Genomic DNA, 13739 nt, shown 5'->3' with positions numbered 1-13739 from the left:
GGAAATGTTAATTTTTGTGACGGATCTTGGCCAGGCCGGGTTAGCGAGAGAGTGCCGCACGTTTTTTATGAAAAGTTGAGCGGTGAGTAAAAACAGCACAGTTTATGAGGAGGGATTCAAAATGGATTCCACACCTATTTATCTAAAAATGGATAATATAAATTTTAATACATTTAGAGAAGTTGTTAGACGCATGGGGGAGGTATGTCTAAAAATAGGATAAACGGGGAAACAGTAAAGTGCGGAATGACCCTTTATTATCTTGATCGCCTTTTTTAATAATGATAATCCGTTTTTTAAATAAATATCCGGGCAGAGAAGTCATATTCATCTCCGCACCATTCTCAAATAATTGTCGTTCTCATTGAATGCACGGGAAAATGACTCGCTCATTCCTCACCGAGCAGATCTCGTTGCCCTCAAGATGTTCTCTGTGAAAATTTCAATAAAGAGGGACTGACATTCGATCCTTCTGGTCAATGTTCTGCGTCTTGATATAAGCCCTGTGCCGATTTATCAGCAATAAAATACCGTCGAAATAACGACTAATCATACTGAGGAAAATCCATACAAAGGCCTGCTTTTTTATGTTGCCCTCTCAGGAAGGGATTTCGTTGAAAGAATGTACAGAAAGAAAAAACTGGCGTTTATTAAACGCCATCACCATGTTATGCGGCTAATAAATACCCTGTCTTCCGGAGGGGGAATATATTCAATGAAGTCTCGCTTCTCTTTTTTAAAAGATTAACATTATGATTTTTATGTGAAATTTATGGTGTTGTTTGCATCTGAGATCGACTATTGACGTTCAGAATAGGCCAGTTCAAGAGGGGAGTACATAAAACCAGCAGCGCCGGAAATAGCCGTTAATCCTATGTGGGTATGTGGGATGTTGTGAAATAAGCGAATAAAAAACGGCAGGGCGCGCTTAACGAACACGTTGAAGAAATAAATGACATGTCATTTTATCGCCGATAAAACCCTACACTTTATAATGTTTTTACATTAAACACTTTTATTTAAACAGAGTGGTAACATAACTGCAAATACTAAATAATTAAGACATTAAAAAAAAGTATTATGACATTAAAAAAACCACATAATAAAAGAATAATAATCGTAGGCAAATAAAACACGAACAATAAAAAGGCAGCCTGCCATTTCCGAATTTAAGAATTTGCTAAAAATTTGTGAAAATTAGGTGGTATTTTAATGACAAACATTAACGATAGATTATTGCAGCCGTTCACGTTGCCTAATGGCGTCACCCTGGAAAACCGGGTCGTTATGGCGCCAATGACAACTTGCACCGGCTTTTTTGATGGTTCCGTCACCAGGGAACTCATCGAATACTATCAGGTGCGTTCCGGTAAGATCGGCGCGCTGATTGTGGAATGCTGCTTCATCGACGATCGCGGACGGGCTTTCCCTGGCGCGATCGGTATTGATGACGACAACAAGATTGAAGGGTTGTCCAAAGTCGCGAGCGCGGTCAAAGAACAGGGTTCTAAAGCTATCCTGCAGATCTACCACGGCGGACGCATGGTCGATCCTAAACTCATCGGCGGCGAATCTCCGGTAGGGCCGAGCGCCGTTGCCGCACCTCGCCCCGGCGCGCCGACGCCTATCGAGCTGACGGCGGATGAAGTGGAAGAGATGGTCGCTAAGTTTGGTCGCGCCATTCATCGCGCTATCCAGGCCGGATTCGACGGTGTGGAAATCCACGGCGCCAACACCTATCTGATTCAGCAGTTCTATTCTCCGCACTCCAACCGCCGTGAAGACAAATGGGGCGGCAGCCGCGACAACCGTACTCGCTTCCCGATGGCCGTGCTGGATATCGCACACCAGATGAAAGACAAGTATGCCGATCCGTCTTTCATCATCGGCTACCGTTTCTCGCCGGAAGAGCTGGAAGAGCCGGGTATCCGTTTCGACGATACCCTGTACCTGCTGGAAAAATTGGCAGCGCGCGGTCTGGACTACGTGCACTTCTCCATGGGCCACACTCTGCGTCCTTCTATCGTCGATACCGAGTCCGCGACCCCGCTGATCGAAAAATATATTGCTATGCGTTCCGACACGCTGGCGCAGGTGCCGGTCGTGGGCGTCGGCGGCATCGTCAACAAGGCGGATGCCGATGTCGCGCTGGAGCACGGTTATGATCTGGTTGCGGTGGGTAAAGGTTGCATCGCCTACCCGGACTGGATGGATCGCATCACTGCGCAGGAACACATCGACCTCTACATCGACAGCACCAAGCGTGAAGAACTGACTATCCCGGAACCGCTGTGGCGCTTCTCGCTGGTTGAAAGCATGATCCGCGATATGAGCCTGAACGCTAAAAAGTTCAAGGCGGGTGTCTACCAGGAGAAAGTGCAGGACAACGATAAAGAACTCATCGTTAACGTCAGCCTGGAAAAAGACCACATCAAAGATATCGCGCTGGCCGATACCGCCGGATGGGATGATGAGCTGATCGGCAGCTTTGAAATCATCAGAACCCGTATTCTTGATGCCAATAGTTCGCACGTCGACGCCGTGACCGGCGCCACAGAACAGAGCGAAGCCATCAAAAAAGCGGTGACGAAGGCGATGACGAAGTCGTTTAAAGAAGCGATTATCGAAGAGGGCGGCAACCCGGACGAAGTCCAGCAGTACGACGTGGTTGTCGTCGGCAGCGGCGGCGCGGGTCTGGCGACGGCGATTCAGGCCGCTGATGATGGCGCCAAAGTGCTGATTGTCGAAAAAATGCCGGTGATTGGCGGGAACACGATCAAAGCCTCTGCGGGGATGAACGCAGCGGAAACACGTTTCCAGAAAATAAAAGGGATCGTCGACGATAAAGAGCTGTTCTACAACGAAACGCTGAAAAGCGGCCAGAACAAGAACAACCCTGAACTGGTGAAATACTTCGTTGAACACGCCCACGAAGCCATCGACTGGCTGGCCGATCGCAACATCGAGTTGAGCGACCTGACGACCACCGGCGGCATGAGCGTCGACCGAACTCACCGTCCGGCCAGCGGCGCGGCGGTAGGCGGCTACCTGATCAGCGGACTGGTGAAAAACCTCAACCAGCGCAACATCGACGTGATGTTGGAAACGTCTGTCACCGAGATTTTGCAGGAAGAGGGTAAGGTTTCCGGCGTTCGCACCCTCAACGACGAAAACGAAGAGCGCGTCATTCCGACGAAGACCGTGATCATGGCGACCGGCGGATTCAGCGCCAACCAGGACTTGGTGGTGAAATACCGTCCGGACCTGAAAGGCTTTGTAACGACGAACCACAAAGGCGCCACCGGTAGCGGGATTACCTTGCTGGAAGCGCTGGGCGCGGATACCGTCGACATGGGTGAAATTCAGATCCACCCGACGGTGGAGCAGAATACGTCTTATCTGATCTCTGAATCTATCCGCGGCGGCGGTGCGATTCTGGTTTCCCAAAGCGGTCAGCGTTTCTTTAATGAATTGGAAACGCGTGACAAGGTGTCTGCGAGCATTATCAACCTGCCGGAAAAATACGCCTATATCGTCTTTGACGATCACGTCAAAGAGAAAAACATGGCGGTCGGCGAATATGTTGCTCAGGGCTTCGTCGAAGTCGAAGACTCCATTGCGGCGTTGGCTGACCGGTTGGAAATTGAACCTGCCGAGCTGACCAAAACCATCGAACGTTACAACACGTTTGTTGAAAAACAGCACGATGACGATTTCGGCAGAACGACCGCGTTGCGTAACCCGATCAACAAAGGACCGTTCTACGCCATCAAGATCGCCCCGGGCGTTCATCATACGATGGGTGGCGTGGTTGTAAACACGGCAACCGAAGTGCTGAATAGCAATAAAGAGGTTATTCAGGGCGCCTACGCCGCGGGTGAAGTGGTCGGCGGCATTCACGGCGCCAACCGCATCGGCGGAAACGCCGTGGCCGATATCATCATCTTCGGTATTCAGGCCGGTAAACAAGCGGCGGCATATGCTAAACGGTAACGTCGGGTCATAGCGTACGCAGTCCACAGGCGGGGCAAAGTTGTCAACTTTGCCCCGCCTGCGTTTTAATGGCCTCCATCATTAGCGATGTTTTTCCCCTCTAACCGCGACGGTGCTTTTATGACGACGTCTGAAGACAACTCTTTTTCCTATGCCGCGACACTGATGGGCACGCGAATTTCCTTAACGCTTTTTTCTCTTAATGAGGATCTGGTTGTTCAGGCTTTCAAACGCATTAAACGTCTCGAAGATTTGCTGACGGTGAATCGCTCCCTGTCGGAAGTCATGAATATTAATCACGCGGCGGGTCAGCATCCGGTAGTGGTTAGCCCCATCGTGTATCAGTTGATTAAGCGCGCCCGGCAGGTGAGCCTGCTGGACAACAGTCATTTCAATTTCACCATCGGGCCTATCGTCAAGCTGTGGAAGATCGGTTTCAGCGGCAATACGGTGCCTGACGCGGCAGACATTCAACAGCGCCTTAGCCTGACGGATCCTCGCCACGTGATCCTGAACGATGAAGCGCGCTCCGTCTTCCTCAAACAGGAGGGCATGGAGATCGATCTGGGCGCTATTGCCAAAGGTTATATCGCCGACGTGATTAAAGGCTACCTGCGGCAAAACGGTGTCGAAGACGCGTTATTGAATCTGGGCGGCAACGTGCAGGCGATGGGGCGATCGTTAAATGATCCTCACGGGCGATGGAGCATCGGCCTCAAAAAGCCTTTCGCTGAACAGGGTGAGTTGATCGGCGTGATTAAAGTAATTGATAAATCCGTCGTGACTTCCGGTACTTACGAGCGTTACTTCACCCTTGATGGCGAGCGGTATCATCATATTCTGGATCCGAAATCGGGCTATCCGCTGAATAACGAATTGGACAGTGTCACCATCGTGTCGAACGAGTCCATTGATGGCGACATCTACACCACCCTGATGTATGGCATGGGGGTGAAAGCCGGGATCGCGTATCTGCAAGACTTCCCTGGTATTACTGCCATCTTCGTGACGAAAGAGAAACAGATCATTCTGTCGCCGAACCCCAATTACGAGTTCGAGCTACTCGACAAGCATTATTCGGTTGTTGCGTGACGAGGCAGATAGCGTCGCGGTGATCGCTCATGCGAATATTCGAGCTGGCCTTGGAAGCATCTACGTGATTCGCCTGCGTATTTATAGGCTGGAACGTTTCAAGTGCATGCGATGGGCATGGCGCTGGCGTAAGTTGCTCTATTGATTCGCATCCCTGTTTGCCTGAAATGGCCCCTGAGGCGGAGAAAAAAATCCCGACGTTCATGACGGGATGCCGGGATCTTAGCGCAGGGAAGGGCGTTAGAAGTCGTAGCTCATGGACACCTTGAGCGTACGGGGTTCCCCTTGGAAGACATATACGCCGTAATCCTCCACGCCAGACCAATATTTCTCATTGGTCACATTGTTCAACGCCACGCGCCAGATCATCTCGTTCTGGTCATTATTCACGCGAGTACGGTAGCGCAGACCCAGATCCAACGTGGTGTAGCTGTCGAGCTTTTTGGTGTTCTCCGCGTTGGCGTACTGTGAACCGGTATGGTTCAGCTGCGCCGTCGCGGTCAAACCATCCACCGGTTTGATGTCGTATTCAGCGCCCAGCACGCCGTAGAAACGCGGGACGCCGATGGCATCATGACCGTCGTTGGCGCCGTCGGCGGTTTTGGTTAGCGTAGGATCCAACCAAACCGTGCTGGCGTTAAGACGCACGCCCAATACGGGTTCACCAAAGACGCTCAGCTCCAGCCCGCGGTTACGCTGCTCCCCGTCGACGCTGTAACGATTGCTGACGCTATCAATAATGGCTGAAGGCTTCTTGATTTCAAACAGCGACATCGAACCGCCTACGCGACCCATATCAACCTTGACGCCCACTTCATTCTGTTTCGAATGGATGATGCCGGTGCTTTGGCCTGCGTTAGCCGCCGTGTTCGGCGCGATGCTGCCCGGCTCCAGGCTTTCTGTATGGTTCGCATACAGCGACAACTGTTCCCACGGCTTGTAAACCACGCCATAGGTCGGCATCCAGCGGCTTTCGGTAAAGCGAGAGTCCGCCTCTTCCTCGCCGGTCGCGTTACTGTAGTTGCGTACCACCACTTTTTGGTGACGCCCGGCCACGGTGAACAGCAGTTGGTCGTTCAACACGCCGAGCGTATCGCTCAGCAATACACCCTGCATGCGCGAACGACTGGTAGTCAACGGATCGGCATAACGCCCGCCCCACAGGGCGTTGTCCGGCATGGCAACATCGCTGTTGTGGTAGATATTGGTGGCAGGGTTGTCAAACGACATGCCCCAGGCGGTTCGGGAACGCGTGGTCAGGGCCGAGTAGCCGACATTGACCCGATGGGATACGAAGCCGGTATCGAACCTGCCGCGTAAGCCGGCCATGCCGCTGAAATTATCGACGATATTGTTGGTGTCCAGACGTGAGACAGTCGCCTCGCCGTTTTCGCTGATGAGCGTCGGAGAAGAGTATATCCCCATTTCATTGGCATGCTGCCCGCCCAACGCGGCATAGGTGGTCCAGCTGTCGGTCAGATCGTATTCGGCGCGAGCCATCCCGAATTTATTGGAGATATCGCTGTAAGCCCACTTTTGCGAATAGTTGCGCGTGTTGCCCGGTACGACGGGAACATCGTCTATACCGCTGATATTGATGCCAGTTTCACTGCCGTGGAATGTTTTTTTCTGGTAGCCCAGATCCAACGACGTTCGGAAGCGGTCGCCGCGATAATCCAGCCCGAGAGAGGCCATGGTGGTACGACGTTTATCGTCATCCACGGCCGTTTCGCCTTCCCGGTGTACCACATTCATGCGTACGCCGAACTGATTGTCGTCGCCGAAGCGACGCCCCAGATCCAGACTACCGCCTACCTGCGACGATGAGGTGTAATCGACGCCTACGCGAGTGGTCGGCGTGTCTTCCGCGCGTTTGGGTTCGAGGTTGATCATGCCGCCGACGCCGCTGGTGGAGGCACCGTTAACCAGTGAATTAGCGCCTTTGAATACTTCCACGCGGTCGAGCATCTGGGTATCCACCACTTGACGCGGCACCACACCTGCCAGCCCCCCCATGGTCATGTCTTCCCCATACAGCTTGAAACCGCGGATCCGGTAGGTTTCCGCCAGGTTGCCATAACCCTGAACCGCCTGCACCCCTGCATCGCTGTGTAACAGCTCGGCAATGGTTTTCGCCTGTTTGTCCTGCACCATTTTGGCGGTGTAACCGACCACGTTAAACGGCACATCCATGGCCTTTTGTTCACCGAGCATGCCCAGACGCCCGCCGTTGGCGACCTGGCCCTCCAGATAGGCGGGGACCAGCGCATCGCCGCCAGGCCGGAAGTTCTCCGCCTCGCTCGCCTGCACCACGATCGTATCTTTTGAATCGGTCGCGGCATCGGCGTCAGCCTGGGTCGGTGTCGTTGCTGCGGTAGCCGTCTGAGTAAGAGAGCCTACCGCCAGAGCCAGCAAGGTTTTACGTAAAGGCGTGGATGTGTTTTTGACGTTATACATAGTTCGCTCAACTATAGAGAAAAGTTGAAATGGCAAATCCCGTTTCCGGGGCGTTTTTTTATTGATTCAACGTCGCAGGCCGGGTTGCGCGTGACCTGAGGATTGACAAGCTTCAGCGATGTAGTCACCGGCAATGCCCTGAATATGGGGGCTATGAATAATCGTTTGCCGAGAGCGGCGTTCTGCTTGCCGCGCGGTTGGCGAAAGACCGTGGATAAATAACCGCAATTAAAAATAAGAACTATACGCATCCGCGTTACGCAATCAAGGGATTTGTGGAAACCAGAGGGAAGCGGTGTGGGGAGCGCGTGGGGTAGAGCGATGCTTTCGAAAAATGGGGAGAGTATCAATACGCTAAAAGCGCTCTATAACATTAAAACAAGAGAATAATGGATACAAAAACGCAACATTGTTATTATATGCTTTCATGGTGCATTGATATTACTTATCCTCTTGAGCTGAATGGTGTAGCGAAACGCTTCAGATTGCCTAAACGATAACTATTTCATTCCAGCTAATTATTTTGTGAGTCCCCTTTTTTACGTGTTTAACATTACCTTGATCATCCCTCCTTCTGATGCCAAAATTTGCCCATAAATTTACAGAATCTTAGCGGTTACTATGCTCAGACTTATTGCGCGTTACATGTCCGTCGGCGTTTTGAACACGTTGTTACATTGGGCTGTTTTTAGCGCTCTTTATATGTCAGGTCAAAAGCAATTCTTATCGAATTTCATCGCTTTTTGTGTCGCTGTGACCTTCTCATTCTTCGCCAATGCCCGTTGGACCTTCACTGCTGAAGCTACGACGGCCAGATATACGATGTATGTGGTTTTTATGGGAGCACTGGCTGCGTTGATCGGGGGGTTGGCGGATGTGGTCAGGCTTAATCCAATCTGCACTCTCATTGTATTCTCGGCCCTGAGCCTGGTATGCGGTTTTATCTATTCACGTTATGTCGTTTTCAAGGTTAGAAAATGAAAATATCTCTGGTAGTGCCCGTTTTTAACGAGGAAGAGGCTACTCCCATTTTTTATGAAACTGTCAGGGGGTTTACTCCCTTCAAAGACTGGCAGGTTGAAATTGTCTTCATTAACGACGGTAGTTCCGATAGCACCGAAGCGGTCATCCGCGATCTTGCTCGCCAAGATCCACTTGTGACATGTGTTTCATTTACCCGCAACTTCGGCAAAGAACCTGCACTGTTTGCCGGACTTGAGGCCGCAACAGGGGATGCCGTAATTCCTATCGATGTCGATCTTCAGGACCCGATAGATATCATCCCTGCAATGGTTGCAAAATGGCAGGCTGGAGCAGATGCCGTATTAGCCAAGCGATCAGACAGAAGTTGCGACGGGCGTTTAAAACGAAATACCGCAGCTTTGTTTTACAAGCTGCATAATCGTATCAGTCATCCAAAAATTGAAGAAAATGTGGGTGATTATCGTCTGATGTCGAGAGAAGTAGTGGAGAATATCAAACTGCTGCCTGAGCGAAATCTTTTTATGAAAGGAGTGCTTAGCTGGGTAGGTGGCCGTGTAGAAGTAGTCGAATACACGAGAGCTGAGCGTGTGGCAGGGAGCACAAAATTTAATGGCTGGAAGCTCTGGAATCTGGCTTTAGAAGGGATTACTTCTTTTTCCACATTCCCACTTAGGATGTGGACTTATATCGGTTTCTTTGTTGCGGGTCTGTCCTTTTTATACGGGATCTGGATGATAATTGACAAAATTATTTGGGGTAATGCGGTTGCTGGTTATCCATCCATTCTTGTATCCATTCTTTTCCTTGGTGGAGTCCAGCTTATAGGTATTGGTGTGCTCGGTGAGTATGTCGGAAGGATTTACTCAGAAGTTAAGAATCGGCCACGCTATGTGGTAAAAAAATAGTGACAAATACTATTTTATTCCCGGTGTAATATAAAATATAAACGGAATTCATCATGAATAAAAGTTGGAAATATGCCGCGTACTATTTTGTAAGTATCCCGGTAATCCGAACCATTCACTTTTAGAGATCTTCCGGCATACTGAATATGTCCCCATGAGGAGATCGCTATGCGTAAAGCCCGATTCACCGAACATCAGATTATCGCCGTCCTGAAGTCTGTCGAAGCAGGACGGACCGTCAAGGATGTGTGTCGCGAGGCCGCTATATCTGAAGCTAGCTATTACAATTGGAAGGCGAAGTATGGCGGGATGGAAGCGGCAGATATTAAAAAGATCAAAGATCTGGAGGACGAGAACCGGCGGCTCAAACAGATGTTTGCCGATCTGAGCCTCGAAAACCGGGCACTGAAGGACGTCATAGAAAAAAAGCTTTAAAACCAGCGATAAAGCGTGAGCTTGTCAGCTATCTGACGACGCAGTTTACGATGAGTATACGCCAGGCATGCAGGACGCTATCGCTGAGCAGGACGGTGTTTCGTTATCAACCGGATACGCGACGTGATGAACCGGTGATCCAGAGCCTGACTGAGGCGGCTGAACGCTATCCCCGCTACGGATTTAAGAAGCTTTTTCAGGTGCTTCGCAGGCAGGGCCACGTCTGGAACCACAAGCGTGTACACCGGATTTATTGTCTGCTAAAACTCAATTTTCGTCGTAAGGGTAAACAACGCCTGCCGGTGCGTAATCCGGCCCCCCTGGCCACGCCGGAAGCCCTTAACCAAAGCTGGTCGATTGATGTTATGCAGGACGCGCTAACATGCGGCCGACGTTTTAGGACTTTCAACGTCGTTGATGATTTTAACCGCGAGGCTCTCGCCATCGAAATTGACCTGAATATCCCGGCGCAGCGCGTTGTGCGGGTTCTGGAAAGAATAGTGGTAAACCGTGGATATCCGCTGAAGATGCGGATGGATAACGGACCGGAACTGGTATCACTGACTCTTGCGCAATGGGCTGAGGACCATGGCGTAGTGCTGGAATTTATCAAGCCAGGCAAACCGACGCAAAACGCATTTATCGAACGGTTTAATCGAACGTACCGGACAGAAATACTGGATTTTTATCTGTTCAGAACACTGAATGAAGCACGGGAAATAACGGAGCGCTGGCTGAATGAATATAACAATGAGCGGCCTCATGAATCCCTGAATAACCTGACGCCGGAAGAATAACGGCAGATGACTGAGAAACCGGAAATCTCAAAAAGTGAGTGGAACTAAAACAGGTGTGCTTACAAGTTGACCTCGGTAGAACTCGTGACGAAAAAATTCAGTACTTTCAGAGAGTATAATGGATAAAAAGCGAATTCGATCGAGGTGTGTCGATTTGAATGGTACGCCCTACAGGATTCGAACCTGTGACCTACGGCTTAGAAGGCCGTTGCTCTATCCAACTGAGCTAAGGGCGCCTTGGGAAGAGAGATTGCGATGTGCCGCAACCAATAACAAGTGGGCTGGATTATACCCACCCCCCCCGATGAGTCAACGACTTGGCGGCCGATTTTGGCCAGACGGCGATTCCCTGTACAGCAAAGCACCGTTCTCGCTTTTCACTGATTGATAGCGTCGCTTGTTCGATCCTCATCGAGAAAAGCCTTTTTAGTTTCATCGTCGCCCATTGCCACTGCGAGGCGATACGCAATTACGGTCTCCTCTGATTGGAACTTTGCCATACTTTTGTACTATTGGATTACACTTTAGCCTGTCTGGTGTGGGTGTATGGAACTCCGCCGTCTCTGATGAACTTGGGAACCTTTCGCTATATGCCAACTTTATTTTCCGTAATGATGCGTGTTTTTTTGTGGGCGATGTTGGTCTTGCCGATGGGATATGGCGTGGCGGCGGAGACGGCATCCCAATCCGCACAAGCGAGCGGGGAGTCTAACGTCAATGTCGATGCTGAATTGGTACAGCTCCAGAAACAGTTGGACGGTATCAAGCAGCAGGTGTCGGGAGTCAATAACGACAGCAAGTTCGGCGACCTGAACGATCAAACCCAGCAGCTCATCAGCAAGGCGGACGAACTCTCGGCGGTCGTGACGCCGCTTCGTTCACAAATGCAGTCGCAGCTTAATGTGCTGGGACCGGAGCCCGAGTCGAGTTCCACGCTCAATGAAACCAATGAGGTGACGCGTAAACGTAATAGCCTCAATCAGAAAAAAGCCAATCTGGATTCACAGTTAGAACAGATACAAGCGCTGCACGCCAGTGCGACCAATCTTTCCATACAGATCGTCAACCTGAGGCGGAACGCACTGAAGACACAGCTGGCGCTCGATTCGGGCAGTCTTTTTGGTGCGCGCTTCTGGTCGCCGATTGTTAATCCACAGCCGGAGGACGTGAGCCGGTTATCCTCGTTTTCTCAACAGGTCGCGAGTGCATTTACCGGAGCATGGAGTGCGGAATGGCGCTGGGGCTCTGCGATATTGCTGCTGATTGCGCTGGCACTGGTGACGCTTGGGGGCAAATACCTCGAGAAATATCTGGCCTGGCTGGGGATAAACAAGCTGCCGGAAGGACGGCTGCGGCGCAGCTTTCTTGCGACCGCGACCGTCATGTCTACCGTACTGACGGTGGGGATTGCCGCCAATTTGATCGATATCACATTTACTCGTCATGATATCGCCTCTGAACGCGTCGCCTCTTATATGGATACGCTGGTACGCCTCACCGTGTTCTGCTCCATGATTGCCGGATTGGGGAGGGCCTTCCTGTCTAATCAACGGCCTTCGTGGCGTCTTCCCGCCATCTCCAATCCGGTGGCTAAGGCTATGACGCCGTTTCCGGTGATCGCCGCGTTAATTATTTTGATATTCGGAATCATCGAGCAGGTGACCATCACCATGGGCACCACGGTTGCCGTTACCATCGTTGTTAACGGGCTGGCGACGCTATGCCTGGCATTGACGACGGGCATGGTTGCCTTGAGAAGTAATCAGATACGTCGTCAGATGGTCGAAACTGGCGAGCAACCGGAAGCGCGTTCCACGCTTTCCGGGATCATTCATCTGGCAGTTTTGCTGACGACCTTTGCCGTACTGGTTTCGCTGGTTATCGGCTATATCTCTCTGGCGCGTTTTCTGATCTACGAGCTGGTGTGGATAGCCATCGTGTTTTCCTGCCTCTATCTCTTTTCCACGCTGGTGTCTGATGCGTGTGAGAGTCTGTTTTCGCCAAACAATCTTAGCGGTCAGCGTATCAAGAGTTCGTTGAATCTTGATGACCGTCATTTAGCTCAGGCCACGGCGTTGCTCTCTGCCGCAGGCAAAGTCTTCCTGATTCTCATGGCCGCTGTCGCGCTGCTGAATGGGACGTTTGGCACCACTACGCCACTGGAGCTGATGAAAAAGGCGCTGGATATCTGGGGTGGGAAAGGGCTGGAAAACTTACGTATTGTTCCGGCCCGGTTGGTGGATGCACTGATTTTCCTGGCGATAGCCCTGTACGCCATGCGTTCTTCACGGCGCTGGCTGGAAAATGATTTTCTTCCAAAAACCACCCTGGACCGCGGGATTCGGGCGTCGATGGTTACGATGTTCAGCAACGTCGGCTATATCATCATCATTTTGCTAACGCTGGCCACACTAGGCATTCAGTGGAACAAGCTAGCGTGGATTGTCAGCGCGCTGTCGGTAGGTATCGGCTTCGGGCTGCAGGAGATAGTGAAAAACTTTATCTCGGGAGTCATCTTGCTGACGGAGCGTCCTGTGAAAGTCGGCGATCTGATTAACATCAGCGGAGTTGAAGGGGATATTCGGCGTATTAACGTGCGAGCGACGGAAATTCAGCTCGGCGACCTGTCGACGGTCATTGTACCTAACTCGCAATTTATCTCGCAGAACGTACGCAATATTACGATGGGCAATGCCCTTGGCGTAGCGACGCTCGCGCTGTCTTTCCCATTGGATACCGATCCCCAAGAGGCCAGAACCATTCTGCTGGATTCCTATACGGAGCATGAAGGCATTTTAACCAGCCCCGCGCCTTCGGTGACTTTTAGTCAATTAAGCGCTGACGGAATGGTGCTCAGCGTGACTGGATATGTCAGCAGTCCTCGCCTGGTGGCGAGTGTTAAAAGCGACCTGCTGTTCGAGATAATCAAACGTCTGCGCGCAGCGGGTATCCCGCTGGCGGTACCCCAGCGCATGGTGCTGGAAAATGCGCAAAACACAACTACCGTACCTCCTTCGATGTTGGGCGACGACGCGACGCGCACCTGAAAGGTTTGAAGGCTAAATTCGATGTGGCG

Annotated in this window: 7 protein-coding genes and 1 tRNA gene; 6 read left to right on the top strand and 2 right to left on the bottom strand. The window is 51.2% G+C overall.

The genetic code is table 11. The features are described 5' to 3' along the window. Positions 1-1212: 1212 nt before the first annotated feature. Positions 1213-3993, top strand: coding sequence for a flavocytochrome c (locus BLU64_RS06595; protein WP_074728174.1), 2781 nt, complete (start codon positions 1213-1215; stop codon positions 3991-3993). 120 nt (positions 3994-4113) lie between these two features. Beyond that, entirely contained in the window at positions 4114-5085 is a 972-nt protein-coding gene (locus BLU64_RS06590) for an FAD:protein FMN transferase (RefSeq protein ID WP_074728172.1), read from the top strand. 240 nt (positions 5086-5325) lie between these two features. On the opposite strand, the gene BLU64_RS06585 is transcribed toward BLU64_RS06590, so the two are convergent. Further along, positions 5326-7542 carry a TonB-dependent receptor gene (locus BLU64_RS06585; protein ID WP_026743505.1) on the bottom strand — a complete coding sequence of 739 codons (2217 nt, stop codon included), beginning with the start codon at positions 7540-7542 and terminating at the stop codon, positions 5326-5328. A 621-nt stretch (positions 7543-8163) separates the two neighbouring features. Here BLU64_RS06585 and BLU64_RS06580 point away from each other — a divergent pair. The 3 genes from BLU64_RS06580 to BLU64_RS06565 all read left to right on the top strand — a co-directional run bounded on the left by BLU64_RS06580 (position 8164) and on the right by BLU64_RS06565 (position 10663). Continuing rightward, entirely contained in the window at positions 8164-8523 is a 360-nt protein-coding gene (locus tag BLU64_RS06580) for a GtrA family protein (RefSeq protein WP_026743506.1), read from the top strand. Continuing rightward, positions 8520-9431, top strand: a complete 912-nt coding sequence (locus tag BLU64_RS06575; RefSeq protein ID WP_074728170.1) for a glycosyltransferase family 2 protein — start codon at positions 8520-8522, stop codon at positions 9429-9431. The genes BLU64_RS06580 and BLU64_RS06575 overlap by 4 nt, the downstream gene beginning before the upstream one ends. A 168-nt stretch (positions 9432-9599) precedes the next feature. Continuing rightward, positions 9600-10663 (top strand): IS3 family transposase gene (locus tag BLU64_RS06565; RefSeq protein WP_244888411.1). Its coding sequence is split into 2 segments (ribosomal slippage): positions 9600-9852 and positions 9852-10663, totalling 1065 coding nucleotides; the frame shifts between segments, so codons are not numbered across the junction. A gap of 159 nt (positions 10664-10822) precedes the next feature. Here BLU64_RS06565 and BLU64_RS06560 read toward each other — a convergent pair. Next, positions 10823-10899, bottom strand: a tRNA-Arg gene (locus BLU64_RS06560). 354 nt (positions 10900-11253) lie between these two features. Here BLU64_RS06560 and BLU64_RS06555 point away from each other — a divergent pair. Continuing rightward, complete coding sequence (locus tag BLU64_RS06555; RefSeq protein WP_074728215.1) at positions 11254-13710, top strand: DUF3772 domain-containing protein; 2457 nt, start codon at positions 11254-11256, stop codon at positions 13708-13710. Positions 13711-13739 lie beyond the last annotated feature (29 nt).

Source organism: Lonsdalea quercina (assembly GCF_900107885.1).
Classification (GTDB): domain Bacteria; phylum Pseudomonadota; class Gammaproteobacteria; order Enterobacterales; family Enterobacteriaceae; genus Lonsdalea; species Lonsdalea quercina.
This window is presented reverse-complemented; position numbering and strand designations above follow the sequence as displayed.

What these genes read in the sequence shown, in the direction of transcription:
- BLU64_RS06595 (WP_074728174.1), top strand. Translation starts at nt 1,213, where the DNA reads ATGACAAACATTAACGATAGATTATTGCAGCCGTTCACGTTGCCTAAT.
- BLU64_RS06590 (WP_074728172.1), top strand. Translation starts at nt 4,114, where the DNA reads ATGACGACGTCTGAAGACAACTCTTTTTCCTATGCCGCGACACTGATG.
- BLU64_RS06585 (WP_026743505.1), bottom strand. Translation starts at nt 7,542, where the DNA reads ATGTATAACGTCAAAAACACATCCACGCCTTTACGTAAAACCTTGCTG.
- BLU64_RS06580 (WP_026743506.1), top strand. Translation starts at nt 8,164, where the DNA reads ATGCTCAGACTTATTGCGCGTTACATGTCCGTCGGCGTTTTGAACACG.
- BLU64_RS06575 (WP_074728170.1), top strand. Translation starts at nt 8,520, where the DNA reads ATGAAAATATCTCTGGTAGTGCCCGTTTTTAACGAGGAAGAGGCTACT.
- BLU64_RS06555 (WP_074728215.1), top strand. Translation starts at nt 11,254, where the DNA reads ATGCCAACTTTATTTTCCGTAATGATGCGTGTTTTTTTGTGGGCGATG.